Annotated in this window: 28 protein-coding genes; 14 read left to right on the forward strand and 14 right to left on the reverse strand. The window is 63.2% G+C overall.

The annotated features are described in order from the left end of the window. The first annotated feature begins 239 nt into the window (after nucleotides 1-239). Nucleotides 240-1,856 carry a DEAD/DEAH box helicase gene (locus ABFX19_RS00415; protein ID WP_346027122.1) on the forward strand — a complete coding sequence of 539 codons (1,617 nt, stop codon included), beginning with the start codon at nucleotides 240-242 and terminating at the stop codon, nucleotides 1,854-1,856. Continuing rightward, a complete protein-coding gene (locus ABFX19_RS00420; RefSeq protein WP_428831017.1) occupies nucleotides 1,856-2,740 on the forward strand; it encodes a DNA-methyltransferase in 885 nt (294 codons plus the stop codon). Before ABFX19_RS00415 ends, ABFX19_RS00420 begins: the two co-directional genes overlap by 1 nt. Here ABFX19_RS00420 and ABFX19_RS00425 read toward each other — a convergent pair. After that, entirely contained in the window at nucleotides 2,730-3,575 is an 846-nt protein-coding gene (locus tag ABFX19_RS00425; protein ID WP_346027124.1) for a PHP domain-containing protein, read from the reverse strand. The two genes, ABFX19_RS00420 and ABFX19_RS00425, sit on opposite strands and share 11 nt — an antisense overlap. Before the next feature lie 117 nt (nucleotides 3,576-3,692). On the opposite strand from ABFX19_RS00425, the gene ABFX19_RS00430 reads away from it, so the two are divergent. After that, nucleotides 3,693-5,267, forward strand: coding sequence for an aminopeptidase P family protein (locus tag ABFX19_RS00430; RefSeq protein WP_277357691.1), 1,575 nt, complete (start codon nucleotides 3,693-3,695; stop codon nucleotides 5,265-5,267). A gap of 144 nt (nucleotides 5,268-5,411) precedes the next feature. Here the strand turns inward: ABFX19_RS00430 and ABFX19_RS00435 are convergent, their stop codons facing one another. Next, nucleotides 5,412-6,302, reverse strand: a complete 891-nt coding sequence (locus tag ABFX19_RS00435; protein ID WP_346027125.1) for a YflT domain-containing protein — start codon at nucleotides 6,300-6,302, stop codon at nucleotides 5,412-5,414. A 130-nt stretch (nucleotides 6,303-6,432) separates the two neighbouring features. On the opposite strand from ABFX19_RS00435, the gene ABFX19_RS00440 reads away from it, so the two are divergent. Genes ABFX19_RS00440 through ABFX19_RS00450 form a run of 3 tightly spaced genes read left to right on the forward strand, consistent with a single transcriptional unit; the run spans nucleotide 6,433 to nucleotide 9,426 of the window. Continuing rightward, a complete protein-coding gene (locus ABFX19_RS00440; RefSeq protein ID WP_277357637.1) occupies nucleotides 6,433-7,713 on the forward strand; it encodes a magnesium transporter MgtE N-terminal domain-containing protein in 1,281 nt (426 codons plus the stop codon). Next, on the forward strand, nucleotides 7,706-8,305 hold the full coding sequence (locus tag ABFX19_RS00445) for a DUF1003 domain-containing protein (RefSeq protein WP_277357638.1): 600 nt from the start codon (nucleotides 7,706-7,708) through the stop codon (nucleotides 8,303-8,305). The genes ABFX19_RS00440 and ABFX19_RS00445 overlap by 8 nt, the downstream gene beginning before the upstream one ends. Further along, complete coding sequence (locus ABFX19_RS00450; RefSeq protein WP_277357639.1) at nucleotides 8,302-9,426, forward strand: Mrp/NBP35 family ATP-binding protein; 1,125 nt, start codon at nucleotides 8,302-8,304, stop codon at nucleotides 9,424-9,426. The genes ABFX19_RS00445 and ABFX19_RS00450 overlap by 4 nt, the downstream gene beginning before the upstream one ends. A gap of 36 nt (nucleotides 9,427-9,462) precedes the next feature. On the opposite strand, the gene ABFX19_RS00455 is transcribed toward ABFX19_RS00450, so the two are convergent. The 3 genes from ABFX19_RS00455 to sigE are packed head-to-tail and all read right to left on the reverse strand — an operon-like array spanning nucleotide 9,463 to nucleotide 11,565. After that, nucleotides 9,463-9,912, reverse strand: coding sequence for a twin-arginine translocase TatA/TatE family subunit (locus ABFX19_RS00455; protein ID WP_277357640.1), 450 nt, complete (start codon nucleotides 9,910-9,912; stop codon nucleotides 9,463-9,465). A 41-nt stretch (nucleotides 9,913-9,953) separates the two neighbouring features. Next, a complete protein-coding gene (locus tag ABFX19_RS00460; protein WP_277357641.1) occupies nucleotides 9,954-10,925 on the reverse strand; it encodes an anti-sigma factor family protein in 972 nt (323 codons plus the stop codon). Nucleotides 10,926-10,929: 4 nt separating this feature from the next. Then, nucleotides 10,930-11,565 (reverse strand): RNA polymerase sigma factor SigE, encoded by a 636-nt coding sequence (gene sigE / locus ABFX19_RS00465; protein ID WP_277357642.1) that lies wholly within the window; start codon nucleotides 11,563-11,565, stop codon nucleotides 10,930-10,932. Between the two features lie 304 nt (nucleotides 11,566-11,869). Here sigE and ABFX19_RS00470 point away from each other — a divergent pair, with 304 nt between their 5' ends. Continuing rightward, nucleotides 11,870-12,508 (forward strand): O-methyltransferase, encoded by a 639-nt coding sequence (locus ABFX19_RS00470; RefSeq protein WP_277357643.1) that lies wholly within the window; start codon nucleotides 11,870-11,872, stop codon nucleotides 12,506-12,508. A 25-nt stretch (nucleotides 12,509-12,533) separates the two neighbouring features. On the opposite strand, the gene ABFX19_RS00475 is transcribed toward ABFX19_RS00470, so the two are convergent. From ABFX19_RS00475 to ABFX19_RS00490, 4 genes are all read right to left on the reverse strand, one after another. After that, nucleotides 12,534-12,701, reverse strand: a complete 168-nt coding sequence (locus tag ABFX19_RS00475) for a DUF3117 domain-containing protein (protein ID WP_081737717.1) — start codon at nucleotides 12,699-12,701, stop codon at nucleotides 12,534-12,536. Between the two features lie 147 nt (nucleotides 12,702-12,848). Next, nucleotides 12,849-13,427, reverse strand: coding sequence for a DNA-3-methyladenine glycosylase I (locus ABFX19_RS00480; protein WP_277357644.1), 579 nt, complete (start codon nucleotides 13,425-13,427; stop codon nucleotides 12,849-12,851). Then, nucleotides 13,424-13,753, reverse strand: coding sequence for a DivIVA domain-containing protein (locus ABFX19_RS00485; protein ID WP_277357645.1), 330 nt, complete (start codon nucleotides 13,751-13,753; stop codon nucleotides 13,424-13,426). Before ABFX19_RS00485 ends, ABFX19_RS00480 begins: the two co-directional genes overlap by 4 nt. A 3-nt stretch (nucleotides 13,754-13,756) precedes the next feature. Continuing rightward, on the reverse strand, nucleotides 13,757-14,539 hold the full coding sequence (locus tag ABFX19_RS00490) for an LOG family protein (RefSeq protein ID WP_277357646.1): 783 nt from the start codon (nucleotides 14,537-14,539) through the stop codon (nucleotides 13,757-13,759). Between the two features lie 117 nt (nucleotides 14,540-14,656). Here ABFX19_RS00490 and ABFX19_RS00495 point away from each other — a divergent pair, with 117 nt between their 5' ends. The 4 genes from ABFX19_RS00495 (at nucleotide 14,657) to ABFX19_RS00510 (ending at nucleotide 17,951) form a co-directional block, all read left to right on the forward strand. Further along, nucleotides 14,657-15,445: an amino acid ABC transporter ATP-binding protein gene (locus tag ABFX19_RS00495; RefSeq protein WP_277357647.1), complete on the forward strand. Its 789-nt coding sequence runs from the start codon at nucleotides 14,657-14,659 to the stop codon at nucleotides 15,443-15,445. A gap of 42 nt (nucleotides 15,446-15,487) precedes the next feature. Then, nucleotides 15,488-16,330 carry a glutamate ABC transporter substrate-binding protein gene (locus tag ABFX19_RS00500; protein WP_277357648.1) on the forward strand — a complete coding sequence of 281 codons (843 nt, stop codon included), beginning with the start codon at nucleotides 15,488-15,490 and terminating at the stop codon, nucleotides 16,328-16,330. 68 nt (nucleotides 16,331-16,398) lie between these two features. Continuing rightward, on the forward strand, nucleotides 16,399-17,076 hold the full coding sequence (locus tag ABFX19_RS00505; RefSeq protein ID WP_277357649.1) for an amino acid ABC transporter permease: 678 nt from the start codon (nucleotides 16,399-16,401) through the stop codon (nucleotides 17,074-17,076). Beyond that, the gene (locus ABFX19_RS00510; protein WP_346027126.1) at nucleotides 17,073-17,951 is read left to right on the forward strand and encodes an amino acid ABC transporter permease; all 879 of its coding nucleotides are present in this window, start codon (nucleotides 17,073-17,075) and stop codon (nucleotides 17,949-17,951) included. Before ABFX19_RS00505 ends, ABFX19_RS00510 begins: the two co-directional genes overlap by 4 nt. 50 nt (nucleotides 17,952-18,001) lie before the next feature. Here the strand turns inward: ABFX19_RS00510 and dapE are convergent, their stop codons facing one another. Beyond that, entirely contained in the window at nucleotides 18,002-19,093 is a 1,092-nt protein-coding gene (gene dapE, locus ABFX19_RS00515; protein ID WP_277357651.1) for a succinyl-diaminopimelate desuccinylase, read from the reverse strand. Between the two features lie 118 nt (nucleotides 19,094-19,211). Between dapE and dapD the strand changes: the two genes are divergently transcribed. Beyond that, nucleotides 19,212-20,180 carry a 2,3,4,5-tetrahydropyridine-2,6-dicarboxylate N-succinyltransferase gene (dapD, locus tag ABFX19_RS00520; RefSeq protein WP_277357652.1) on the forward strand — a complete coding sequence of 323 codons (969 nt, stop codon included), beginning with the start codon at nucleotides 19,212-19,214 and terminating at the stop codon, nucleotides 20,178-20,180. Nucleotides 20,181-20,188: 8 nt separating this feature from the next. After that, nucleotides 20,189-21,058 carry a hypothetical protein gene (locus tag ABFX19_RS00525; RefSeq protein ID WP_346027127.1) on the forward strand — a complete coding sequence of 290 codons (870 nt, stop codon included), beginning with the start codon at nucleotides 20,189-20,191 and terminating at the stop codon, nucleotides 21,056-21,058. Nucleotides 21,059-21,064: 6 nt separating this feature from the next. Here the strand turns inward: ABFX19_RS00525 and ABFX19_RS00530 are convergent, their stop codons facing one another. Then, nucleotides 21,065-21,676 (reverse strand): hypothetical protein, encoded by a 612-nt coding sequence (locus ABFX19_RS00530; RefSeq protein ID WP_277357653.1) that lies wholly within the window; start codon nucleotides 21,674-21,676, stop codon nucleotides 21,065-21,067. 146 nt (nucleotides 21,677-21,822) lie between these two features. On the opposite strand from ABFX19_RS00530, the gene galE reads away from it, so the two are divergent. Beyond that, nucleotides 21,823-22,836 carry a UDP-glucose 4-epimerase GalE gene (galE, locus tag ABFX19_RS00535; RefSeq protein ID WP_346027128.1) on the forward strand — a complete coding sequence of 338 codons (1,014 nt, stop codon included), beginning with the start codon at nucleotides 21,823-21,825 and terminating at the stop codon, nucleotides 22,834-22,836. A gap of 94 nt (nucleotides 22,837-22,930) precedes the next feature. Here the strand turns inward: galE and ABFX19_RS00540 are convergent, their stop codons facing one another. The 3 genes from ABFX19_RS00540 to fdxA all read right to left on the reverse strand — a co-directional run bounded on the left by ABFX19_RS00540 (nucleotide 22,931) and on the right by fdxA (nucleotide 25,819). Continuing rightward, entirely contained in the window at nucleotides 22,931-24,214 is a 1,284-nt protein-coding gene (locus tag ABFX19_RS00540; RefSeq protein WP_277357655.1) for a citrate synthase, read from the reverse strand. 131 nt (nucleotides 24,215-24,345) lie between these two features. Next, nucleotides 24,346-25,485 carry a succinyldiaminopimelate transaminase gene (gene dapC, locus ABFX19_RS00545; protein ID WP_346027129.1) on the reverse strand — a complete coding sequence of 380 codons (1,140 nt, stop codon included), beginning with the start codon at nucleotides 25,483-25,485 and terminating at the stop codon, nucleotides 24,346-24,348. A 7-nt stretch (nucleotides 25,486-25,492) separates the two neighbouring features. After that, entirely contained in the window at nucleotides 25,493-25,819 is a 327-nt protein-coding gene (gene fdxA, locus ABFX19_RS00550; RefSeq protein ID WP_056544327.1) for a ferredoxin, read from the reverse strand. Between the last annotated feature and the right edge of the window lie 36 nt (nucleotides 25,820-25,855).

Here is a 25,855-nt window from a genome sequence, read left to right on the forward strand (position 1 = left end):
CGAACGCGGTGGGCCGCAGTTCAACGAACAGGCGGCCTCCCTGCAATCGACCCGCAATACCTACGCGATCTTAGTCTTCCCAGCTCGGAAGCGGAACGTTCCGCTTCCGAGACGCAGTTGTTAGCCCGCGATCGGCTTCCACTGGACGCCCTGCCTCGTCCTGCTCCGAGCGGGCCCCTGTTTTCGGGCCCGGCGTTGAGCCTGCGCGGCGGCAGTGCCTAATCGAAACGGTAGTAAGAGTGACCACAGACAACCACCACCTCCATGCAGACAACAGCGACGACGAAATCTTCGTAGAAGAAACCCTCGTCACCACTGAAGAGCCGCATCAGGAAACTCCTGAGACCTTCGCTGACTTCAATGTCCGCCCCGATATCGTCGAAGCCCTTGCGGACGCGGGGATCGTGCATCCCTTCCCCATTCAGGCCATGACGCTCTCCATTGCCCTCGGCGGCCACGACATCATCGGCCAGGCCAAGACTGGAACAGGCAAGACACTCGGTTTCGGCGTGCCCGCGCTGCAGCGCGTGGTGGGCCCGTCGGATGACGGCTATGACAAACTTCCGGCGCCAGGTGCTCCGCAGGCGCTTGTCGTCGTACCCACGCGTGAGCTTGCCGTCCAGGTTGCCGCTGACCTGACGAAGGCTGCGGCAAAGCGCAATGCCCGCATCGTCACCATTTACGGTGGCCGAGCGTATGAGCCCCAGATCGAGGCCCTCAAGCGCGGAACCGAAGTTGTGGTGGGCACACCGGGACGCCTGATCGACCTGTACCGCCAGAAGATCCTGTCGCTCAAGAACGTCCGCATCGTGGTGCTGGATGAAGCCGACGAAATGCTGGACCTTGGGTTCCTCCCGGACGTCGAGACCCTGATGTCAGCAACGCCCTCGGTGCGCCAGACGCTCCTGTTCTCGGCCACTATGCCCGGCCCGGTCGTTGCCATGGCGCGCCGCTACATGTCCCACCCGACGCACATCCGCGCCGCTGACCCCGAGGACGACGGCGCCACCAAGAAGGACATCCGCCAGGTTATCTACCGTGCGCACAACCTGGACAAGGACGAGGTGGTCGCCCGCATCCTCCAGGCCCGCGGACGCGGACGCACCATCATCTTCACCAAGACCAAGCGCACGGCCGCCAAGCTTTCGGAGGAGTTGATCGACCGCGGCTTCGCGGCCGGCGCCATCCACGGCGACCTCGGCCAGGGAGCGCGCGAGCAGGCCTTGCGGGCCTTCCGCGGTGACAAAATCGATGTCCTGGTGGCCACCGAGGTTGCGGCCCGCGGTATCGACGTAGAGGACATCACCCACGTCATCAACTTCCAGTGCCCGGAGGATGAGAAGGCCTACCTGCACCGCGTGGGACGTACGGGGCGAGCCGGCAAGAAGGGCACCGCCGTCACCTTCGTGGACTGGGATGATGTTCCGCGCTGGGGCCTGATCAACAAGGCCCTCGGCCTCGACCAGGCGGAACCGGTTGAAACCTACTCCTCATCACCGCACCTGTACACGGACCTTGACATCCCCGAGGGCACCAAGGGCCGGCTGCCCCGCGCGCAGCGGAAGCTGGCCGGCATCAACGCCGAGAAGCTCGAGGATCTCGGCGAGACCGGCAAAAAGAACCGCACAAACGACCGCGCGCGCTCCGGCGGCAACAGCGGGCGGCGGGGTTCCGATGAAAAGGCAGGCGGTCGTCGTCGTACCGGTGGATCCGGCTCAGCCGGTGAGGACCGCTCTGCGGACAGCGGTCCAAGGCAAGCGGACCGGACCGAAGGGTCCGAGCGGCCCAAACGCAACCGGTCCCGTACGCGTCGGCGCAACGGCGAAGTGATCCCCAAGCCCGCTGCAGACAGCTGATCAATAGCGTGGAAGCAACACCGGTCCATCCGGCCTGGCGGCCGGATGGACCCAACCTTGTGGTGCAGGCAGACAACCTGGAATACCTTTCCCGGCTGCCGGACAACTCCTTCGCCATGATCTACGTGGATCCGCCGTTCAATACCGGCCGCGCTCAGCGCCGGCAGCAGACCTCGATGGTCCGCAGCGCGCCCGGAGCCGGGGACCGCGTCGGATTCAAGGGGCACAGCTACTCCACCGTCAAGGGCATGCTCGCGAGCTACGACGATGCGTTCGAGGACTACTGGGAGTTCCTTGCGCCCCGCCTGGCGGAGGCGTGGCGGCTGCTGGCAACGGACGGAACACTCTACGTGCATCTGGACTACCGCGAAGTGCACTATGCCAAGGTGATGCTGGACGCCCTGTTCGGTCGCGAATGCTTCCTCAACGAGATCATCTGGGCCTACGACTACGGTGCCCGCGCGAAGAGCCGCTGGCCCGCCAAACACGACAACATCCTGGTGTACGTGAAGGACTCGTCCGGGTACTACTTCAACAGTGCCGAGGTGGATCGTGAGCCGTACATGGCGCCGGGTCTCGTCACACCGGAGAAGGTCGCCCTCGGCAAGCTGCCCACTGACGTCTGGTGGCACACCATCGTTTCCCCGACGGGCAAGGAAAAGACCGGCTATCCCACCCAGAAGCCTGAGGGCCTGGTTCGCCGTGCGGTGGCTGCCAGCAGCCGGCCGGGAGACTGGGTCCTGGACTTCTTCGCGGGCTCCGGAACGCTTGGCGCAGTCGCAGGCAAACTTGAGCGGCGCTTCGTCTGCGTGGACAGCAATGAACAGGCAATCGACGTGATGACCCGGCGCCTCGGCCCATGGTTGGCACCCCCTACCGGATGACGCTGCTTCCGGTCGCCATCTCCTCCAGGCGTGCGAACATCTCCGGACTCGTAACGTTCTCCCCCAGCCGGTTCGGCTTGCCCGTTCCGTGGTAGTCACTGGATCCCGTCACCAGCAGATTGTGCCGGGCAGCGATGCGTTGAAGCTCCTCCCGCCCCTCCGGAGGATTGTCCCTGTGATGAATTTCCAGGCCGAGCAGACCAGCATCGATCATCTCGCCGGTGGTTGCACTATCCACAATCCGCCCACGTGCGGACGCCACGGGGTGGGCGAACACCGGAACCCCGCCGGCTTCGCGGACCAGTGCGACGGCGTCTGCCGGGTGGGGTGCATAGTGGCTCACCCAGTAGGGCGAGCGTGCACTGAGCATGTTCGCGAATGCTTCGCTCCGCGTGCCGACAACGTTCAGCGTCACCAGAGTGTCCGCAATGTGTGGCCGCCCGATAGTCGCGCCGTCAGCAACATGTTCAAGCACGTGCGCCCAGGAAATGGGATAGTCGGCGGCGAGTTTCTCGACCATGCGCTCGGCCCGGGTAAGCCGAGCGTCCCGGGAGCGTCCGATCTCAGCGAGCAGGCCCGGGTGCTCCGGGTCATGCAGGTAGGACAGCACGTGCACGCTGATACCCGTATCGGTGCGGCAGGACACCTCCATCCCGGGCACCAGTACCAGCGACAGATTCCGTGCCTCCTGCGTGGCCGCTGCCCATCCGGCGGTCGCATCATGATCGGTCAGCGCGATGACATCCAGACCGGCAGCCGCGGCAGCGCGCATGAGGTCCGCAGGACTTTCAGTGCCGTCTGAGACGTTGGAATGGGCGTGCAGGTCAATTCTCACCAAACAACTGTACGCCCGCTCCGCTCGTGTCGGCGGTGCCGGATGTTTGGCTCATTTCTCCGCCGGTGGGACCATGGTGTGGTGAGTACAGCAGAGAACACCCCATCGGCAGTAACCATGACCCCGACCGGCACCGGCAGTGACGCCACACCTGTCACACCGGAGGAACAGCCGCTGTCCAGTCGCAACGAGAACCGGTCCCAACGCCCGGATTCTGATGCTTTCAAGGCCTTCATGAGCTCCAGTTGGGCCGCAAAAGGTACTGATCTCCCCGCGGAGGCTGAGGTTGCGCGGTACGCCGCCCAGCGTCGCCTGAAAATCTCCCGCCAGTTCCCGGGTGAGCGCCTTGTCATTCCCGCCGGGCCGTTGAAGGTCCGTTCCAACGACACCGATTACCGCTTCCGGCCGCACTCCGGATTTGCCCACCTGACCGGGCTCGGCCTGGATCACGAGCCGGACGCAGTGCTGGTGATGGAACCTGCCGAAGAGGGCAAGGGCGACGACGGCGGCAATCACCATGCCACGCTTTACTTCCGTGAACTGGCCGGCCGGGACAGCGCGGAATTTTATGCAAACGCACGCTACGGCGAATTCTGGATCGGTTCCCGGCTCTCCCGCGCGGAAGTGCGCGCGCTGCTGGTCCTGGAAACAGCCGACCTTGCCGATCTTGAAGCGGCAATCACGAAGGACGCGGGTGCTGTCGAAATCGGTGGCATCCGGATCCGGTTGCTGCGTGAAGTAGACCTGAACGCGGACGCCCTGGTGGACACCTCCCGAATCAACACCTCCGTGGACCTGGAGGCCTCCGACGAGCTCGACGCAAAGCTCGCGGAGGCCCTGTCCGAGCTCCGCCTGATCAAGGACGATTGGGAGATCGCGCAGATGCGCAAGGCTGTGGAGGCAACGGTGAACGGCTTCCACGAGGTGGTCAAGGAACTGCCGCGCGCCATCACGCATCCCCGCGGCGAGCGCGTTGTCGAAGGAGCCTTCTTCGCGCGCGCCCGGGAGGAAGGCAATGACCTCGGTTACGACACCATCGCAGCCTCGGGAAACAATGCCACGATCCTCCACTGGATCCGCAATAACGGGCAGGTGGGCGCTGAGGACCTGCTGCTCCTGGACGCCGGCGTCGAAGCAGACAGCCTGTATACCGCGGACATAACCCGGACACTGCCGGTCAATGGGAAATACTCGGAGATTCAGCGCAGGGTCTACCAGGCCGTACTGGACGCCGCGGACGCCGGTTTCGCCGCCGCAAAGGTTGGCGTGAAGTTCCGGGAAGTGCATGCCGCCGCTGTGGCCGTCCTGGCTGAACGGCTGGATGAGTGGGGTTTCCTTCCGGTTCCGCTGGAGGAGGCGCTCTCGCCAGAAGGCCAGCATCACCGCCGCTGGATGCCGCACGGCACCAGCCACCACCTCGGTATGGACGTGCACGACTGCGCCCAGGCCAAACGTGAGCTTTACCTGGACGGGACCCTGACGGAGGGGATGGTCTTCACCATCGAACCCGGCTTGTACTTCAAGGACGAGGACCTTGCAGTTCCCGAGGAGTACCGAGGCATCGGCGTCCGGATCGAGGACGACATCCTGATGACGGCGGACGGTCCGGTCAACCTCAGCTCGGCGCTCCCCCGTGAGCCCGACGATGTCGAAGCCTGGATGGAAGGCATCTACAGCCCGACCGGCGAGTAGTGGTTGGATCCGCACCCACTCGATGAATGCGGATTCAACGAACATGGCGTAAAACGAAGAACGCACGAAAAGAAGAAGGCGGACAGCCGTAGCTGTCCGCCTTCCTTGTTCGTAAGCGCCGGGTTTTCACGCGACGCATTCCAGCTATTCCTTGCGGGATTCCTGTGGCTGCGTGTCCTGCCCATCCTGCGCGTCCTGACCTGCCGGTTCGGCCTGCTCAGGCTGCTCCTTGACGGGCTGGGCCTCTACGCGCACTCCGTACTGCGGCCTGCCGTCCGGCAGATCGGGGAACTGGCCGCGGGTGGAGCGTTTGTTGGCGGCCTGCTGTTCCTCGCCACCTTCGGCGGATTCGGACGTTTCAGCGGACGTGGCGCCGTTCGCGGACTCCGGTGCCTGCACATGCGGCGGCTGGGCCGGCGGCTGGCTCCAGCCTTCCGGACGCTGCGGAGGCTGGACCGGCGGCTGGCCCTGCTGCGGGTGCTGGTTGTGTTGAGGCGGCGTTCCCCACGGCTGTGAGGACACGCCCGCACCTCCCTGTGGACGCGAGTTCATGGGAAGCTGCTGGAGCATCCGCCGCGCTTCGCCTGCAACGGCGGGATCGACGAGAACGTCGTAGCTGGTGGCCACAACCTGGCTGGTGGAGGTGAAGTCACGCTTACCCCGCTGGAACGCATAGGCGATCACGCCGAACAGCACCCAGAAAACGGCGCCGAGCGCCATGGAGGACAGGATCGGCAGGTACGTCGAGTCCCCGCCGAAAAGCGTCAGGATAAAACCGACGAACAGGCCAAACCACGCGCCGGTCGCTGCGCTGGCGAGTGCAACCCGCGGGTAGCTGAGCCGTCCGGTCACGCGTTCCACGGTCTTGAGGTCATTGCCGATGATCGAAACCTGCTGCACCGGGAACTTGCTGTCTGCGAGGTAGTCCACCGCCTTCTGCGCATCCAGATAGGAGTCGTACCGGCCAATGGTCTCGCCCTTCGGCAGCGTACGGCCCTCATCGCGTGAGGCAGTTCGTCCAAAAACGTTTGACATACTTTCATTGTTGCCTAGATACCTCCCACCGTGTCGCCGTATCGCTCGCGGTGAACTTCTCCCGGCGCTGCGCTGTGCGGGCTGTCACGCGATACGGCTCTGGTGCCGCAACGGCAGTAGCCTTGAGGATGTGAGCAGCAACCCAACGCGCGTATTCGTGGCACGCCTACTGGGCCTGGACGTTTTCGACCCGCTCGGAGACCGTCTCGGGCGCCTTCGTGACGCCGTCGTGCTGGACCGCGGACCAGCGGTTGTGCCGCAGGTGGTGGGCCTGGTGGTCGAGGTTCCCGGGAAAAAGCGCGTCTTCGTGCCAATGACACGCGTCACGTCCATCGACGCAGGGCAGATCATCTGCACCGGACTGGTCAATCTCCGCCGCTTTGACCAGCGCGGCGCGGAGCGGCTCGTGGTCGCCGAGGTGTTCGACCGCAGGATCACACTCCGCGACGGCAGCGGTGAAGCCACAATTGAAGACGTCGCCATGGAGAAGGACCGCTCCGGCGACTGGCACGTGTCCCAGATTTTCGTTCGCCGCGGCGGCCCGCAGTCACGGCTTCGGGGCCTGCGCCGCGGTGAGCGGCTCATCATCGACTGGCTCGACGCCTACCATGGCGCTGCAGATGAGCCGCAGGCCGCAACAACATTCCTGGCCCAGCATGATGACCTGAAGGCCGCAGACTTCGCTGACGCGCTCCATGAAATGAGCGACAAGCGCCGCATTGAAGTGGCGGGCGAGCTCCAGGACCAGCGCCTCGCTGACATTCTCCAGGAACTGCCCGACGACGACCAGGTACAGATTCTGTCGTCGCTCGACCGGGAACGGGCGGCCGACGTACTGGGAGAAATGGATCCTGACGACGCCGCCGACCTCCTGAATGAACTGCCGGAGGATCAGAAAGAGGAGCTGCTTCAGCTTATGGAGCCGGATGACGCGAAGGACGTCCGCCGCCTCCTGCAGTACGAAGAGGACACTGCGGGATCCCTCATGACGCCCGTCCCGGTCATCCTGCCTCCGGAAGCCACCGTTGCCGAGGCTCTGGCGCACGTGCGCCGGGAGGAGCTGACACCGGCGCTGGCGTCCTCCATCTTCGTCTGCCGCCCGCCGCTGGAAACTCCGACCGGCCGTTACCTCGGCGTGGTTCACATCCAGCAGCTGTTGCGTTATCCGCCGCCGGAGCCCCTGGGCAATATCGTCGATACCGATCTGGAGCCCGTCAGCGACCAGGCGAATATCAGCGAGGTTTCCCGGATTCTCGCAACCTATAACCTGAACTCATTGCCGATTGTCAACGGCGATGGCCGATTGGTGGGGGCGGTGACCGTTGACGACGTTCTGGATCACCTGCTCCCCGAAGACTGGCGTGCCCAGGATGTCACGCCTGACCTGACGCGGGGAGGCACAAATGGCTGAGAGAACCAGAACTGCGACCACGAGCGGCCTGGACACACCGCGCGAAAGCCGCGCCCGGTTGCTGCCCAGGCTGCGCCCCAACCCTGACGCATTCGGAAGTGCAACCGAGAACTTCGCGCGATTCATGGGCACGCCGCAGTTCCTCTTTTACATGACGGTGTTCGTCGCCGTGTGGCTGGCCTGGAACAGCTGGGCTCCCGAGGACTGGAGATTCGACAGCGCAGCGATCGGCTTCACGCTGCTCACGCTGATGTTGTCCCTCCAGGCCTCCTACGCCGCTCCGCTCCTGTTGCTGGCCCAGAACCGCCAGGATGACCGCGACCGCGTCTCGCTGCAGCAGGACCGGCAGCGCGCGGAGCGCAACCTCTCGGACACTGAATATCTCACGCGGGAAATTGCGGAACTGCGCATCGCCCTGCGCGAGGTAGCCACACGGGACTTCGTCAGATCCGAGCTGCGCTCGGTCATGGAAGAACTGCTCGAGTCAGCAGACGGGCAGGATGCACCGCCCCAGCGCAGGTCCAAACGCAGGGTCTCCGACGCCACCGTTTCCCTCCCTCAGGTGCCGCCGGTGCGCAAGGACCGGCAGTGACGCAGGAATCTGCGGTCCTCGCTGCGCTGGGGAAGGTTCTTGATCCGGAGCTTCGGCGTCCTATCACCGAGCTGGGCATGGTGGAGGGCATTACAACGCACGACGACGGCGCCATCACCATACGCGTCCTGCTCACCATCGCGGGATGTCCGCTTCGCGACACAATTACCCGGGATGTCGAAGCCGCGGTTGGTGGACTGCCCGGCGTCACCGGAGTATCGGTGGAGTTGGCCGTGATGACCCAGGACCAGCGCGACGCGCTGAAAGAGCGGCTGCGCGGCCCCGGAGCGAAACGTGGGATCCCTTTCAATGAGCCGGGCTCGCTCACGCGGGTTCTTGCCGTTGCAAGCGGCAAGGGCGGAGTTGGCAAGTCGAGCGTTACGGTGAACCTTGCGACGGCGATGGCTGCGCGGGGCCTTCGGGTCGGAATCGTGGATGCGGACGTCTACGGATTCTCGGTACCGGGACTGATGGGGATCAGCCAGTCTCCCACGAGGGTGGACGAGATGATCCTGCCTCCGGTGGCGTATGGGGTCAAGGCAATCTCGATCGGCATGTTCGTCGCCGGAAACCAGGCTGTTGCATGGCGTGGACCCATGCTGCACCGTGCTCTGGAGCAGTTCCTGCAGGATGTGTATTTCGGTGATCTTGATGTTCTGTTCCTGGACCTGCCGCCCGGGACAGGCGACATCGCTATCTCCGTGGCGCAACTACTTCCTGACGCCGAACTTCTGATCGTCACGACTCCCCAGTCCGCGGCTGCGGACGTCGCAGAACGGGCGGGCTCCATGGCCGTGCAGACTGGGCAGAAGGTTGCGGGGGTCGTCGAGAACATGTCATGGCTCGAGCTTCCCTCCGGTGAGCGTATGGAGGTGTTCGGCAGCGGCGGCGGCGCCGAGCTTGCGCGCCGACTCACCACGACGGTCGGGTATGACGTCGCTCTTCTCGGCAGTATCCCGCTTGAACCTGCGTTGAGGGAGGGCGGGGACAAGGGGCAGCCCGTGGTTCTGGCACGGGGTACCGGAGCGTCAGAGGAGTTGAACCGGATTGCTTCTGCCCTGGCCGTGCGGCCCCGCGGGTTGAGCGAGAAACTGCTGAAGGTTACTCCTAAGGGAACCTGAGCCGTTCGACGACGCAAAAATTCCCTGGGGAGCGCTTCAAGTGGCCTCGTGATCATAAGGGGCGGCCTGACCGGCGCTCAGGCGTGGGGAGCTGACCGGAGTCTGCGCCGGTGCGGTGCCCTCCGGCGAGTTGACTGAAGCTGCACCGTTCGCCGTTGCTCCGGATGAAGCTGCGATTGAGCGGGACTGGGGTTTCGAGCCGTTTTCACTGACGGGTTTGATGGCGTCTTCGATGTCATCAAGAAGGGCCTCCTTGATGATGCGCCGCGGATCATACTGGCGTGGGTCGAGCTTGCGCCAGTCGACGTCGTCGAATTCGGTGCCTACTTCTTCACGAAGTTGTTCGCGGGCTCCGGTGGCCATCCGGCGCAGCCCCTTGACCAATTGCGCAAGTTGGGAAGCGTATTCGGGCAGCCGTTCGGGACCAAGGACGATGACAGCGATGAGCGCCAAAAGAAGGAACTCGTATCCGTTGATTCCAAACACCTTCGAAGCCTACCTGCAGGACAACCCTGAATCTATTTACGTCACGGCGCCGGCTGCGCCAGCTTCCCAAGCCCGCGGAGGATGCGGCTCAGGGGGTCGCTCGGTGCATCCGGGCGTGAATAGGCCAGCTGGGAGTGTTCATTGAACATCAACTGGCTGACCGCACGCGGCATGTCGGCGACGGGCAGGGTGGAGACCACTGTGTACGTGGCGGAACCGGAATCGATCACAAGCTGCCACGCGCGACCCGGATGCAGCCAAACCGTCTGTTCTGCCCCGCCGATCTCCTCGAATCCATCCTCTTCGACGGTGTTGCCGGTTGCCGCATTGACCGGAGCGGCCTCCATGCCCTCGGTCCCGCCGCGCTGTTCGTAAATGGTCAGGGAATGGCTTCCGTCGGAGAGTTCCAACTGCAGGGTGGGCCTGCCTTCGATCTCAAGCGCTTCAGCGCGGACGAGATCGAAACCGAGCGTCTGCAACTCGGGACAGAACCAGCCGTCGTCACGCAGCTGGTCAATCTGCGTGGAGGTCAAAGTGGCCGGCGCGGCTGTTGCCACGGTCTGGAAGCTTTCCGTCACCGACGCTGAACCGCCTGCAGCCGTCAGGTCACCGGCGTTCACCTCCGATCCAAGCGCGTACGCGGCCGTGAGCGTTGCTACTGCGGCGACGGCGAGTGCGCTGCCCACGGCGATGACGGCACGGTTGCGGTGCATGAACGGCTCGTCGACGGGGACGCTCTCATCGAGAGTGAGGTGAGTCGCCGAAATTCCAGCAGCTCGAGGCTGAGACACATCACCCGATTGCTCCGTGGATCTGCGCAGAATACGCTCGAACAGCTCCTCGGACGGTCCCGGGGTGGATGTGCTCCTCAGCCGCCGGCGGATAGCCTGTTCCTGCTCCACGACTTCGTGGCACTGGTTGCAGCGAAGCAGGTGCTTCTCGACGGCGCACTGACGAGCCAGACTGAGCTCGCCCGCCACATAGTCGATCAGGAAACGGGTTGGGTGGCGCATGGATCTAGCGGGCACCTGCTATGCGCGGCAGGCTGAGGCGGGGTGGGGCGGATTCGGACTGCCGGGGATCCCGGTGGGCAAGTTTCTCCCGAAGGATGGTGCGGCCACGGTGGATCCGAGAGCGCACAGTACCGAGCTTGACGCCGAGCGCGCGCGCAACTTCGTCATACGGAAGTCCCTCCAGGTCACACAGGACAACAGCAGCACGGAAGTCCGGCGGCAGCTCCTCAAGGGCCGCCTGTACGTCGAGGTCGAGGTTGTTGAATTCGAAGCTGCGTTCCGGGCTGGGGTGGGTGCTGGGCAGGCGATTCTCGGCATCATCGGCAAGCCCATCGAAGCGGATGCGATTCTTGCGCCGTGCCTGATCCAGGAAGAGGTTGGTGGTGATGCGGTGAAGCCAGCCGTCCAGCGTTCCGGGCTTGAAGTTAGCAAGCGAACGGAAGACACGCACGAAAACCTCCTGCGTGAGGTCCTCGGCATCATACTTGTTGCCAGTCAGCCGGTATGCAAGCCTGTAGACCTTTGGTGAGTGGTCCCTGACCACTTCCTCCCATGTTGGAGGGACCCAGTCGGATACCTCCTGATCGTGCTCTCCGGTGGTGGCGTTCCCTGCTGGTGCCACTATGCGCGAAGTAGACATCGACCTTCTCCTCTCGCCCTCGATTGAATGTGCGCGATGCCCGCCTATAGAGCCGGAACCGCGTGCATATGGTATTCGGGGCTTTGCCTCTTTTGGATGCCTCGGATCGCATCTCTTGCATATTCATGGTGCCGGATGTAGCTGAGAGCCCGCTGAATAAATGGCGCGAGTCTCCGGGGCGCGGGGCTGTCCGGAAACGGCGTTACCGGTGCCCATGCCGGATCGGCAGTAGGCTGGAAGCGGCGGCGTCCGGTAGCCCGGACGGCTACGATCACCCTTTGGCTCCTGGACAGAACGGAACATCATGAGCGCGCAGAAGCAGGCGAATTGGTCCTACACGGAAGGCCTGCCCGTTGAAGATGATGTTTTGCTCCGGGCGAGGGACCGATCCCACGAGCTCGGAGTTTCCCCCGTCAGTACGGGAATTGCGGCGGCTCTGACGGTACTCGCTGCTGCGTCAAAAGCGATGACCGTGGTGGAAGTCGGCGCCGGGGCGGGTGTTTCCGGCGTATGCCTGCTGCGCGGCATGGGCCAGAACTCAGTGCTGACAACTATCGATTCGGATGTAGACCATCTTCGGGCTGCACGCGAGGCCTATGCCGAGGCAGGAATTCCGGCGAACCGCACCCGGACTATTTCCGGGCGGGCAGCCGACGTACTTCCCCGCTTGACCGATGCTGCCTACGACCTTGTTTTCATCGATGCGGACAAGGCCAACCTTCCGCTCTACGCTGACCAGGCAGTCCGTCTGTTGAAGCGCGGAGGACTGATTCTGATCAACGACGCCCTTGACGGTGGCAAGGTTGCCGACCCCGCGGTACGGGACGCCTCCACGAACACCTTGCGGCAGGTAGGCAAGACGCTGCGCACTAACGATCAGTTGGTCAGCACGCTGGTGCCGGCCGGGAATGGTCTCCTGATGGCCGTCAAGATGCCGGCCTGAACTTCCGCCTGAAAACCCTGGTTCTCTAACCCGTTACCGTGAGCAGGCAATCCTTGAGCTTGCCTGCTTCTTCAGCGTTGAGCTCGACGACGAGGCGTCCACCGCCGTCGATCGGAACCCGCATGATGAGGCTGCGTCCCTCTTTGGTGACCTCCATGGGTCCATCACCGGTACGGGGTTTCATCGCAGCCATCTAAGTAGTTTCCTTCCACGGTGCGCGACCGGACGAAGGCCGCGGTCAACATTGCACGGCGGAGACTCCCCCGTACGCTCGTCCTTTCCCTATTATCCCGCAGAAGTGCGTGCCGAGCTAATCGCAGGTGCGGCGCCCATCACACCGCTACGCTGAATTGTTCCTCACCCAGCAGGACGCAAGGTGATCGTTGACGTATCCGGTTGCCTGCTGCATGGCATAGGCGGTGGTGGGACCGACGAAGCGGAACCCGCGGGATCGGAGTTCTTTCGCAAGCGCGACAGACTCCGGCACTACGGCGGGAACATCGGTGAGTGCTTGCGGCGCTGGTTTCGGCGCCGGCCGGTGCGCGTCCAGGATTCCTCCAAGCGTTGTGCCCGCGGGCAACGCGAGGAGCGCGTGGGCGTTCGCAATGGTTGCGAGGATTTTGGCCCGGTTGCGCACAATGCCTGCATCGCCGAGGAGGCGTGTGACGTCGTCGTCATCGAAAGCGGCAACTCTCCGCGGTTCGAATCCGGCGAAAGCCACACGAAAATTCTCCCGCTTGCGGAGGATAGTGATCCAGCTCAGCCCGGACTGGAACGCTTCGAGACTGATCCTTTCGAAGAGCGCAGCCTCGCCCGTGACCGGGCGTCCCCATTCGTTGTCATGGTAGGCCTCGTAGTCCGCGCTCGACACTGCCCAACCGCACCGCAGGCGGCCATCGCTGCCGCTGACCGCGCTCACCGGCGCTCCCGGTTCTGCTCCTGTAGTGCTTCAATGAGAGCATCGCGTTCGGCGAGGGCGGCTGCCAGACTGTCCAGGACCTCGTCCACCTGATCCATGCGATACCCACGCAGCCCAAGCGAAAAGCGGACACTGCCGATGTCCGTAGCGCTCGGGTGTTCCGGGAGCAGGACCGGCGGCAGGGAAGGCGTCGGTTCAACCAGGCCGGGAAGGGCTCCGGGCTCTCCTCCTGAAGACCCGCTCCCGCGGGGCCACCCACGCCCGACGGCGAAGAACGCAGTGGCGCCCACTGCCGCAACCGCAACCACAACGAGGAAAACCGTCATGGCTTAGGGCCCGGTGTGCCGTGCTGTATCAGCGAGTACGGCACGTACGGCGTCGGCCGGGTCATCGACCAGGTGAACCAGTGACAGGTCCTTCTCCGAAATCATTCCGTTGGCGAGCAGCGTGTTCCGCACCCAGTTCCACAGCGGACCCCAGAACTCGGAACCGATCAGTACGATCGGGAAGGACGTGACCTTCTGCGTCTGGACCAGCGTCATCGCTTCAAAGAGCTCATCCAGGGTTCCGAAGCCTCCGGGCAACACAATGAAGCCCTGTGCGTACTTGACGAACATTGTCTTGCGGGCGAAAAAATAGCGGAAGTTGATGCCGAGATCCACCCACTCGTTCATGCCCTGTTCGAAGGGCAGTTCGATGCCGAGCCCCACGGAAACACCGCCGGCCTCGCAGGCACCCTTGTTCGCAGCCTCCATTGCACCCGGGCCGCCGCCGGTGATGACGGCGTACCCGGCTTCCACCAGGAGCCGTCCCACTTCTTCACCCATTGCGTAGTACGGGGAATCCCTCGGAGTCCGCGCGGAGCCAAAAACGCTGATCGCCCGACCCAATTCGGACAGGGTTCCAAAACCTTCCACGAATTCGCTTTGGATCCGCAGGACCCGCCAGGGATCAGTCTTGGTGAAGGGGGTTTCCTCATCGGAGTCCAACAGGTACTGATCGGACTGCGCCGTGCTCGCCTGGTCCCGACGGAGTTCTACCTGTCCGCGACGCCGCGCCGGTGCCGCGGGAGGGCCGGTGTGCTGATCGTTTGTGCCGCTGTGGGGACTCATATACCCAAGGCTAACCGCCGCAGGGACCCTTCCGCGTTGGTTGCTCTTGAATCACGATTTCCACTTTCGGCCAGCCGCTGTATCGCCGGTCGGGAATTCTTCGCTACATTTCTTTCTATGACTCGTGACACACAGTCGAGCACGCCAACGTCCGCGTCCAACTCGTCAGCACAGCCTCTCGTCTCTTTGAAGAACGTCAACAAGCACTTCGGTGAGCTGCATGTACTCAAGGACATCAACCTCGAAGTTGCCCGCGGCGAGGTGGTGGTGGTGATCGGCCCCTCCGGATCAGGCAAGTCCACGCTCTGCCGCGCCATCAACCGTCTGGAAACCATCGACAACGGCGAGATCCGGATCGACGGGAAGGAAATGCCGGCAGAAGGCAAGGCCCTGGCTAAGCTCCGTGCTGATGTCGGCATGGTCTTCCAATCCTTCAACCTGTTCGCGCACAAGTCCATCCTCGAGAACGTCTCTCTCGGCCCTGTGAAGGTCAAGGGGATGAAGGCCGCCGCAGCGAAAGAGCTTTCGATGTCGCTGCTGAAGCGCGTTGGCGTGGACAACCAGGCACAGAAGCTCCCCGCGCAGCTATCCGGGGGCCAGCAGCAGCGCGTCGCCATTGCACGGGCCCTCGCCATGCAGCCAAAGGTGATGCTGTTTGATGAACCGACGTCCGCGCTGGACCCGGAGATGATCAATGAGGTCCTGGATGCCATGGTTGCACTGGCCAAGGAAGGGATGACCATGATTGTGGTCACCCACGAGATGGGCTTTGCCCGCAAAGCTGCCGACCGCGTGATCTTCATGGCTGACGGCCAGATCGTTGAACAGGCCACCCCGGAAGAGTTCTTCACCAATCCGCAAAGTGATCGCGCCAAGGACTTCCTCGGCAAAATCCTTGCCCACTGACCACCTACGAATTCCCATCAGGAAATAACGCGAGGAGAAATCATGCGAAAAACACGATACGGCGCATTGGCGATGGCCGCGGCTGCCGCACTCACCCTGTCCGCCTGCGGCGGCGGAGGCGAGCCTGAAGGCGGCGGAGAAGGCACCGGCGAAGCAGCTGCTGATTCCGTACGCATTGGCATCAAGTTCGATCAGCCCGGCCTCGGCTTCGACGAGGGCGGCGAGTACACCGGCTTCGACGTCGATGTGGCCAAGTACGTAGCAGGCGAGCTCGGCTACAGCGAAGACCAGATTGAATGGGTGGAAGCCCCTTCGGCCAACCGCGAGAACATGCTGGCCAACGAGCAGGTTGACATGATTTTCGCAACGTACTCGATTACGGACACCCGCAAGGAAACCGTCGACTTCGCCGGTCCATACTTCATTGCCGGTCAGGACCTGCTGGTTCCTGCGGACAGCGACATCTCCGGTCCTGAAGATCTTGAGGGCAAGAACCTCTGCTCAGTCACCGGATCAACGTCGGCGACCAAGATCAAGGAAGAGTACCCCGGCGTCAACCTTGTCGAGCAGCCAGGCTACGCCGAGTGCGTTTCCGTCATGGCGAGCGGTGCTATTGACGCCGTCACCACCGATGACATCATCCTTGCCGGTCTCGCTGCCAATGCGGAAAGCGGCGACTTCAAGGTTGTCGGCAACACCTTCTCGGAGGAGCGCTACGGAGTCGGCCTCACCAAGGGGAGCGAGCTCTGCTCGGACATCAACGCGGCGATCGAGAAGATGATCGAAGAAGGCGCCTGGGAAGAAGCACTGGCGAACAACCTTGAAGGCGTTGACTACGAGCCGAACTCGGAACTGAACCCGCCGACGCCCGATGACTGCGTCTGATTGACACTCATCGCGGTGGGGCGGCTCCGGCTGTCCCACCGCTCATCTATGTATGGGAGGCCGAATAAATGGAGGACTATCTGTCCCTCCTGGTCGAATACGATGTCCTCGGGGCATTCTGGGTCAATATTCAGCTGACCCTGTGGGCTGGGGTTTGGGCGCTGTTGCTGGGCACGCTTCTCGCGCTCATGCGAATCTCACCCATCGCGAGCCTGCAATGGCTCGGCGCGGCGTACGTCAACATCTTCAGGAACACGCCCCTGACGATCATCCTCGCCTTCGGGTTCCTCGGCCTGTTCGGCCAACTCGGCTTCACGCTTGCTGAAGACCTCAATGTCAGCCTCTTCCGGATCGCTATCCTCGGGCTTGCCATTTACCACGCAGCCTTCGTTTGTGAAGCTATTCGCAGCGGAGTGAACACGGTCCCCCTCGGCCAGGCTGAAGCGGCCCGTGCAATAGGTCTCAGTTTCATGCCGGCTGCCCGCCTGATCATTCTCCCGCAGGCGTTCCGAGGGGCGATTGCGCCGCTCGGTAACGTACTGATTGCGCTCATCAAGAATTCGACGGTCGCGGCAGCGGGATCAGTTGCCATCGAGACCTCAACGGTGATGAAGGAGATGATCGAGTTCCGCTCCGACGTTATTTATCCAATTTTCTTCACATTCGCGCTCGGATTCGTCATTCTCGTCATCCCAATCGGCCTGCTCACAACCTGGGCTTCGAAGAAACTGGCGGTGGCACGATGAGCGTACAGCAGGTTCTGTTTGATGCGCCGGGCCCGAAGTCCCGTCGCAATATACTGATCGGCAACATCATCGGTGCCGTTCTGATTGTCGGACTCATCGGCTATCTGATCATGGCACTGGCCGCTCAGGGGCAGTTTGCGCCCGAAAAATGGACTCCATTCCTGGAGTGGGACACCTGGCGGTTCTTCCTGCTCGAGGGGCTGCTCTACACCCTCCGTGCGGCCGCTATCTCGGTTGTCACCTCTATCGTCTTCGGTTTGATCTTCGGTTTGGGTCGACTTTCCCATGTTGCGGTCATCCGGTGGATCAGCGGAATCGTCGTCGAATTTTTCCGGGCAGTACCCGTGCTCCTCATGATGATCTTCTTCTGGTTGCTCCTCGGCACCCTTGACCTCCTCCGTCCGCAGGACTCGCCGTTCGCTGCGGTAGTCCTCGGACTCACGCTGTATAACGGTTCGGTCATCGCTGAACTCGTGCGGTCCGGCGTGTTCAACCTCCCGAAAGGACAGCGAGAGGCAGGATTGGCGATCGGTATGACGAGAAGTCAGTCGCTGCGCTCGATCGAGGTTCCACAGGCACTGGTCGCCATGCTGCCTGCACTAGTCAGCCAGTTTGTCGTCATCCTCAAAGACTCAGCGCTGGGGTACATTATCACGTACTCCGAGCTACTCGCCTACTCCCGTCGGTTGGGATCGGGCGAGGGAAACATCTTCCAGGCCCTCATCGTCGCTGCGGTGATCTTTATCATCATCAACTTCATGTTGACCACTTTCGCCACCAAGCTCTCCGGCCGATTGAGCTTCAGGACCGGCGGAAAGACCCGTAAGGAAAAGAACGAGAAAGTACTTTTGACCGACCCGACTAACGCCGGTTAGACCAAACGCAGATTCCTCCGTCGAACAACTGGCTCGCCTCGACCTCAGGTCTAGGCGAGCCAGTCGCTTAATGCCTTGAGGCAGGTACGGACAGCATCTGCATGGACGTGTTCGTCGTCCGAGTGTGCAAGGAGCGCGTCGCCGGGACCGAAGTTCACGGCGGGTATGCCGAGTGCGCTGAAACGCGCCACGTCGGTCCAGCCGTACTTCGGCTTCGGCTCCCCACCGACTGCAGCGACGAAGGCAGCGGCAGCTGGATGGTTCAGCCCGGGGCGCGCGCCGGCTGCCGCATCCGTCCGCTCCACCTCAAAACCAGCAAGCAGGTCACGCACATACTTTTCGGCGTCCTCGGGGGTCTTATCCGGAGCAAACCGGTAATTCACCTCGGCAACGGCACGATCGGGAATGACATTCCCCGCGGTGCCACCGCTGATCAGGACAGCATTGAGGCTCTCCCGGAAATCCAGTCCGTCCACCGATACCGTGGCCGGCTCGTGGTCCCGAAGCCGAACAAGCACCTCCGCCATTGCGTGAATGGCGTTCTCCCCCATCCAGGCCCGTGCAGAGTGGGCGGCGCGCCCCGTCGTCGTGACATTGAAGCGGGCCGTTCCATTGCAGCCGCCTTCGACAGTGCCGTTGGTGGGTTCGAGCAGCACCGCGAAATCCGCCTCGAGCCAGTCCGGATACCTTTCGGCCAACCGGCCCAGTCCACTGAGGGATGCCTCGACTTCCTCATGGTCATAAAAGACGTAGGTGATGTCCCGGGACGGCTCTGTCAGCGCGGCAGCAAGCGCCAACTGGACGGCGACTCCGCCCTTCATGTCGGTGGCACCGCGTCCATAGAGAACCTCGCCCTCCCAGGTGCTCGGGACGGTACCGCGGGAGCCTGGCACATGCGGCAGCGGCACAGTATCGAGATGACCGGCCAGGATGACCCGTTCGGCACGGCCGAGGTTGGTGCGGCCGATCAGCGAATCACCGTCCCGGACCACTTCCAGGTGGGAACACGCGCGAAGGATCCCCTCCACCTCTTCAGCCAATGCCCGTTCGTTACCCGAGACACTGTTGATGTCGATGATGTCCGCGGTGAGCTGAGCCACATCGGCGAAGGGATCAAGGCGCGCGCTGTCGGAAGCTGTCATGATCCCCAGCGTACTGGCCTCCCGCCCCGCGCCGAGCGAAGCGAGGGGTGGGAAGCCGGGCGTGCGTACTGGGCGATGTGGCGGGAGCCGGTAACAGCTACTCGGTAGAATGGAAGCCATGACTGAAACGGCTTCTGCTTCCCTGACCCCCTCCGAGACCTCCACGCGGACCGCCTTCGGCGTCGGCCTGGCCACGCTGGCTGAAGACGGAACGACACTAGATGTCTGGTATCCGCAGCCGGTTCTTGGCGACGCTTCAGGCGAGGCCGATGCGCTGCGCAGCGAACTAGCGGCTATTGCAGCGCCGGACGCGCTGCGCGGAGTGACCCAGGAAGTAGTCACCACCGTGTCTTCGCTCGACGACGCGCCCGCCGACGCAGCGGATGCCTACCTCCGGCTCCACCTGCTCTCGCACCGGCTCGTCCAGCCGAACAGCATAAACCTCGACGGCCTCTTCGGACTGCTCGCGAACGTCGTGTGGACAAACTTCGGCCCGTGCGCCGTCAACAACTTCGAAACCACCCGCCTGCGCCTGCGTTCCCGCGGCACGGTGGTGGTGTACGGCGTGGACAAGTTCCCACGCATGGTCGATTACGTGATGCCCTCGGGCGTTCGGATCGCCGACGCCGATCGGGTTCGCCTGGGCGCACACCTCGCCGAGGGGACCACCGTCATGCACGAAGGTTTCGTCAACTTCAATGCCGGAACTCTGGGCCACTCAATGGTCGAGGGACGCATTTCCGCCGGCGTCGTCGTGGGCAACGGCTCCGATATCGGCGGCGGGTCCTCGATCATGGGTACCCTCTCAGGCGGCGGCAAGGAACGCATCAGCATCGGCGAGCGCTGCCTCCTCAGCGCACAGGCCGGCATCGGTATCTCCCTCGGTGACGACTGCGTGGTGGAGGCCGGCCTCTACATCACGGCAGGAACCAAGGTGACCCTCCCGGATGGCTCGATCGCCAAGGCTGCCGACCTCTCGGGGCAGTCCGGAGTGCTCTTCATCCGCAACTCGACCACCGGCGTCGTCGAAGCCCGGCAGCGCTCGGGGCAGGGCATCGCACTGAACGCTGCGCTCCACGCCAACTAGGGATTTGAGTGCTCCAGACCAAGAAGCAGGCCCGACGACGGCGCCGCCTTCGCGCAGCCGGTGTCCTCACGCTGTTGACGGCGGTGGTCGGCGGTGGAGCCTACCTGGCCGTCAGTCAACTGAACTCCTCTGAGGTGCTGGTCCGTGAGCGGTGCAGCGCCGTCGTCGGTACGGATACCTATGAGCTGGCGCCGGAGCAGGCCGCAAACGCATCCACCATCGCGGGAGTAGCCGTGAACCGTGGCCTGCCGCCGCGCGCGGTATCGATTGCGCTGGCCACCGCCGTCCAGGAATCGGGCCTGCGAAATCTGGACTACGGTGACCAGGCGGGGCCGGACTCCCGGGGATTGTTTCAGCAGCGTCCGTCCCAGGGCTGGGGTACCGAGGAGCAGGTGCAGGATCCCATTTACGCTGCCGGCGCCTTCTACGATGAGCTGGTCACCGTTCCGGGATATCAGAGTCTGCCCATCACGGAAGCCGCGCAGCTCGTTCAGCGCAGCGCTTACCCGGACGCTTATGCCGATCACGAGCCTGAGGCGCGCGCGTTCGCCTCAGCGCTGACGGGCCAATCCCCCGCCTCGCTGAACTGCGTACTGCGTAAGCCCGTTGCATCAGGCAGCGCGGCAGCGGTGACCGAACGCTTCGCAGCCGTCTTTCCAGCCCTACCCACAGCTGCAACCGAAAAGGGTCTCGTGACCAGCGCCTCCGGATCAGAGGGGTGGGCCGCGGCACAGTTTGCGGTGGCCAATGCCAAGGAACTGGGCATCACCTCCGTCTCCCATGCGGGACTGCAGTGGAACCGGGCCGACGGCGGCTGGACCACCGCAGAAACTGAGACCGGGCAGGTGCTGATCACCCTTGCCGAGGTCGCCGCCTAGCAGGCGCTACGCGATGATCTCCACCACCGGCTGGACATAGCTCCGGAAGGTCGCTTCGTCGTCGTAGAGGTCCTCGCTCAGAATGAGCATGTCCGGTTCGACATACCAGGCCCGGTCTTCGCTCAGCGGCAGCTCCACCACGGAGAGCGAGAAGTTCCTCGCGGGCCGTCCAAGTTCGAGTTCGCGTTCCCGGACGAGATCACCGAACCGCCGCTGACCTACGTCGTGCATGCGCTGTTGTTCGCGCTCGCACCAGGATGCGTCACGCTCCTGCGTCCATTCCAATGCGGTCCCATAGTGAGCGTGGGTGAGGCGCTGAAGGGCGGGCATGGAGTCAAGCTCCGGGAAGTCCGGCGGCGTAGGAAGTACCGTACCGTTTCCGTATCCGGCAACCAGTTGGTACCACCAGGCCTCCCACTCCACCCGCAGCGCAGGAACGCCGCCGGCGGCGTGGACCACCTGGCGCGGATTCAGGCAGCGGACAGGCGGCTTCACCGGCGATACTGCAGGCTTGCCGATCACACCGAGGCCGGCGCAGTCCCGCAGATACAGCGCGAAGCACATGGCCAGAGACGTACCGGCTCCCACTTTCCAGGAGGGCGCTCCATTGACGTGCATGCGGTGTCCCCGCCTCTCCGCCGGCATAACCCGAACCGGCTCGCGCGTGATCCTCCAAGGGTAGACCGATAGCCCCGACGTCTCCAGAGCAAGAGCCTGGTGACTCACTTGGGTCCGAAATACCGCTGGTCGGTAGGCTTGAACCCATGAAGATACTCGTCACCGGCGGAAGCGGTTACATTGGCTCGCACACCACACTTGCACTCCTGGAGGCGGGCCACGACGTCGTCGTAGTGGACAACCTCTACAACTCAAGCGAAACCGCCCTGAGGCGGGTGGAGGAGCTGGCCGGCCGCGAGGTGGCTTTCCGCAAGGTGGATCTGCTCGACGAGCACGCGCTCGACGCCGTGTTCGAAGCCGAGGCCGTCGAGGCCGTAATCCATTTCGCCGGGCTGAAGGCCGTCGGTGAATCAGTGGAGAAGCCGCTGTTCTACTACCACAACAACGTGGGTGGAACCCTGAACCTGCTGCGCACCATGGACCGCCACAACGTGCGCACCCTGGTCTTCAGCTCCTCAGCCACCGTCTATGGCGCTTCCGAAGAGGTACCCCTCATCGAGAAAATGCCGCTGGACGCAACCAACCCCTACGGGCGCACCAAGGAGCAGATCGAGGACATCCTGAGCGACGTCGGTGCCTCCGACGCCCGCTGGAACATCGCGCTGCTGCGTTACTTCAATCCGGTGGGTGCGCATGAGTCAGGGCGGATCGGCGAAGATCCAACGGGTATCCCGAACAACCTGCTGCCCTTCGTGGCACAGGTGGCGGTCGGCAGACGGGAGAAGGTGTTGGTCTTCGGCAATGACTACCCGACCCCGGACGGCACGGGCGTCCGCGACTACATCCACGTGGTGGATCTCGCGGACGGCCACGTAGCTGCCCTGAACTTTCTCACCTCCCACTCCGGGGTGCACCGCTGGAACCTGGGGACAGGTAACGGCTCATCGGTGCTTGAGGTGCTCGCAGCCTTCTCCAGGGCGGCCGGCCACGAGATCCCCTACGAATTCGCTCCCCGGCGGCCGGGAGACGCAGCCGTCAGCTATGCGGACCCTTCGTCAGCATTGGCAGACCTTGGGTGGTCCGCGCATAAGTCACTGGACCAGATGTGCGAGGACCACTGGCGCTGGCAGAAGAACAACCCGCAGGGATACGCCTCCTAGCCAAGGCCACGGCAACGTGAAGTACGACGACGGCCGGTCACCTTCCTTGCGGAGGTAACCGGCCGTCGTCGTGCTGTTACTGCGTTTGGAACTTCTAGCGTGCGGGGTAGTGCCGCTCCCCGGCGCCCGTGTACAGCTGGCGCGGACGGCCGATCTTGGTCTGCGGATCCTGCATCATTTCGCGCCACTGCGCGATCCACCCCGGCAGGCGTCCGATCGCGAAGAGGACGGTGAACATTTTCTCCGGGAAGCCCATCGCCTTGTAGATGAGGCCGGTGTAGAAGTCCACGTTCGGGTAGAGCTTGCGTTCGATGAAGTAGTCATCAGCAAGGGCCTTCTCTTCGAGGCGCATTGCGATGTCCAGAAGCTCGTCGTTGCCGCCGAGCTTTGAAAGGATGTCGTGGGCGGTGGCCTTGACGATTTTGGCCCGCGGATCATAGTTCTTGTAGACGCGGTGCCCGAAGCCCATGAGCTTCACGCCGTCTTCCTTGTTCTTGACCTTCTCCATGAAGTCCTCGGGCTGCATGCCCTTGGCCTTGATCTCCCGGAGCATGTTCAGGACGGCTTCATTGGCGCCGCCATGCAGCGGGCCGAATAGCGCGTTGATGCCGGCGGAAATGGAAGCGAACATGTTGGCGTTCGAGCTTCCCACCAGACGGACGGTGGAGGTGGAGCAGTTTTGCTCGTGGTCCGCATGAAGGATCAGCAGGAGGTCCAGCGCCTTAACCATGGTGGGATCGAGATCATAGGGCTCGGCAGGGAGGCCGAAGCACAAACGCATGAAGTTCTCCACTAGGTTCATGGAGTTGTCCGGGTACAGCATCGGCTGGCCGATGGACTTCTTGTGCGCGTACGCGGCAATGACCGGCAGCTTCGCCATCAGGCGGAACGTGGACAGCTCCACCTGCTCATCGTCGAACGGGTCCAGGGAGTCCTGGTAGAACGTGGACAGCGCCGAGACAGCTGAGGACAGCACCGGCATGGGGTGGGCGTCCCGTGGGAATCCGCCGAAGAAGCCCTTGAGCTCCTCGTGGAGGAGCGTGTGCCTGCGGATGCGGTTATCGAAGGCGGCGAGCTCAGTCGGTGTTGGCAGGTTCCCATAGATGAGCAGGTAGGAAACCTCAAGGAAACTCGAATGCTGGGCGAGCTGGTCGATGGGGTAGCCGCGGTAGCGCAGGATGCCCTGATCGCCGTCGATGTACGTGATTGCTGAGGTGGTGGCCGCGGTGTTCATGAAACCGGGATCGAAGGTAACGGCACCGGTCTGCTTGAGCAGCTTCGAGACATCGTACCCGTGGTTGCCCTCTGCCGCTTGGATCAGCGGGAGGCTCAGGCTTCCTCCGTCATACTGGAGTGAGGCGCCGTTGTGCTCAGTCATTGACTCTCCTTGTGGAGCTTATGGAAAAGCATGCGAAATTGCTGGATCAGCTCAGTCAGCTAAAACGCTACCGGCACAAACGCCTTCAGCACTAATCGGTTGAGGCGTTGTTGTGCAATAGCAACACGGTCTCACGCGGTGAGCCGGGCAGCCGCGGCAGCGACCCGCTCATCCGAACCCGTGAGCGCCACCCGGACGAACCCGTTCCCGGCGTCACCGTAGAACGTGCCGGGACCAACGATGATGCCCAGCTCCGCGAATCTCCTCACCGTCAGCCAGGTGTCTTCCCCCGCCGTCGCCCAGAGGTACAGGCCGGCGTTGGATGCGGAGATGGTCAGCCCGAAGGCCTCGAGAGCCGGTATGAGTTGCTCCCGCCGAGCCCGGTACAGGTCTTTCTGCGCGGCGACATGAGCGTCATCCGAAAGCGCTGCGCGCATGGCTTCCTGCACCGGATACGGCACGATCATTCCGGCATGCTTTCGCGAGTTGATGAGGTTAGCCAGCACCGCGCTGTCACCGGCCACGAACGCGGCCCGGTAACCGGCGAGGTTCGACTGCTTGCTCAGCGAGTAGACGGACAGCAGTTGTTCGGTGGACCCTCCGCTGACCCGTGCATCGAGGATGCTGGGCACCGGGTTCCCACCCTGGGCAGGATCCCAGGCGCCCCAGCCCAGTTCGGCGTAACACTCATCGGAGGCAACCATCGCGCCTAGTCCACGGGCGGCGTCGACCATGGCACGCAGGGCTTCAACGTCCTGGACCGCGCCGGTGGGATTCGATGGAGAATTGAGCCAGACCAGCCGCACCCGCGCCCGCGTGCCCGGATCCAGTTCAGCCAGCGAGTCCGCGGCCACCGGTGTTGCACCGGCGAAATGGGCTCCCATGTCATAGGTGGGATAGGCAACCGTGGGACGCACAACGACATCGCCCGCTCCCAGCCCCAGCAACGTGGGCAGCCACGCAACAAGCTCCTTGGAACCAACCGTTGGCAGAATATCTGCCGGGTCAAGACCAAGAACAGAACGACGACGGCGGTACCACTCGCTGATTGATTCCCTCAGCTCGATCGTGCCGTGAGTGGTGGGGTAACCGGGCGCATTCGATGCGTCGCGGAGCGCACGCTGGACAACCTCCGGCGTGGGATCCACGGGAGTTCCGATTGAGAGGTTGACCCCGCCGTCCGGATGCTTCCGGGCTTCCTCGATGTAGGGTGCCATGGCATCCCAGGGGTAGTCCGGAAGGTCGAGCCCGAAGGCCCGGTTGGGTGTCACGCTAACGTCACGCTTCCTGGTTCTGCGGCGGCAGGGCCGCAATGATCGGGTGATCCTTCCCGGTGTTGCCAAGCTTGGCGGCGCCGCCCGGCGACCCGAGATCATCAAAGAACTCGACGTTGGCCTTGTAGTACTCGGCCCACTCATCGGGGGTGTCGTCTTCGTAGTAGATCGCCTCGACCGGGCACACCGGCTCGCACGCCCCACAGTCCACGCACTCATCCGGGTGGATGTACAGCGAGCGTTCACCTTCATAGATGCAATCAACCGGGCATTCCTCAATGCAGGCCTTGTCTTTCACATCCACGCACGGCTGTGCGATTACGTAGGTCACTTCCCACGCCTTCCCTAGGATTCTGGTGCCGCTAAC

This window comes from Arthrobacter parietis (assembly GCF_039530425.1).
In the GTDB taxonomy this organism is placed as follows: Bacteria; Actinomycetota; Actinomycetes; order Actinomycetales; family Micrococcaceae; genus Arthrobacter_D; species Arthrobacter_D parietis.

Bases quoted from the DNA above. Each gene is read 5' to 3' on its own strand.
- ABFX19_RS00505 (WP_277357649.1), top strand. From the start codon at position 16,399: ATGGAGGACTATCTGTCCCTCCTGGTCGAATACGATGTCCTCGGGGCA.
- ABFX19_RS00540 (WP_277357655.1), bottom strand. From the start codon at position 24,214: ATGACTGAGCACAACGGCGCCTCACTCCAGTATGACGGAGGAAGCCTG.
- sigE (WP_277357642.1), bottom strand. From the start codon at position 11,565: ATGTCTACTTCGCGCATAGTGGCACCAGCAGGGAACGCCACCACCGGA.
- ABFX19_RS00485 (WP_277357645.1), bottom strand. From the start codon at position 13,753: ATGACGGTTTTCCTCGTTGTGGTTGCGGTTGCGGCAGTGGGCGCCACT.
- ABFX19_RS00475 (WP_081737717.1), bottom strand. From the start codon at position 12,701: ATGGCTGCGATGAAACCCCGTACCGGTGATGGACCCATGGAGGTCACC.
- ABFX19_RS00460 (WP_277357641.1), bottom strand. From the start codon at position 10,925: ATGCGCCACCCAACCCGTTTCCTGATCGACTATGTGGCGGGCGAGCTC.
- ABFX19_RS00490 (WP_277357646.1), bottom strand. From the start codon at position 14,539: ATGAGTCCCCACAGCGGCACAAACGATCAGCACACCGGCCCTCCCGCG.
- ABFX19_RS00445 (WP_277357638.1), top strand. From the start codon at position 7,706: ATGGCTGAGAGAACCAGAACTGCGACCACGAGCGGCCTGGACACACCG.
- dapD (WP_277357652.1), top strand. From the start codon at position 19,212: ATGACTGAAACGGCTTCTGCTTCCCTGACCCCCTCCGAGACCTCCACG.
- galE (WP_346027128.1), top strand. From the start codon at position 21,823: ATGAAGATACTCGTCACCGGCGGAAGCGGTTACATTGGCTCGCACACC.
- ABFX19_RS00470 (WP_277357643.1), top strand. From the start codon at position 11,870: ATGAGCGCGCAGAAGCAGGCGAATTGGTCCTACACGGAAGGCCTGCCC.
- ABFX19_RS00435 (WP_346027125.1), bottom strand. From the start codon at position 6,302: ATGTCAAACGTTTTTGGACGAACTGCCTCACGCGATGAGGGCCGTACG.
- dapE (WP_277357651.1), bottom strand. From the start codon at position 19,093: ATGACAGCTTCCGACAGCGCGCGCCTTGATCCCTTCGCCGATGTGGCT.
- ABFX19_RS00495 (WP_277357647.1), top strand. From the start codon at position 14,657: ATGACTCGTGACACACAGTCGAGCACGCCAACGTCCGCGTCCAACTCG.
- ABFX19_RS00500 (WP_277357648.1), top strand. From the start codon at position 15,488: ATGCGAAAAACACGATACGGCGCATTGGCGATGGCCGCGGCTGCCGCA.
- ABFX19_RS00510 (WP_346027126.1), top strand. From the start codon at position 17,073: ATGAGCGTACAGCAGGTTCTGTTTGATGCGCCGGGCCCGAAGTCCCGT.
- ABFX19_RS00530 (WP_277357653.1), bottom strand. From the start codon at position 21,676: ATGCACGTCAATGGAGCGCCCTCCTGGAAAGTGGGAGCCGGTACGTCT.
- ABFX19_RS00430 (WP_277357691.1), top strand. From the start codon at position 3,693: ATGACCCCGACCGGCACCGGCAGTGACGCCACACCTGTCACACCGGAG.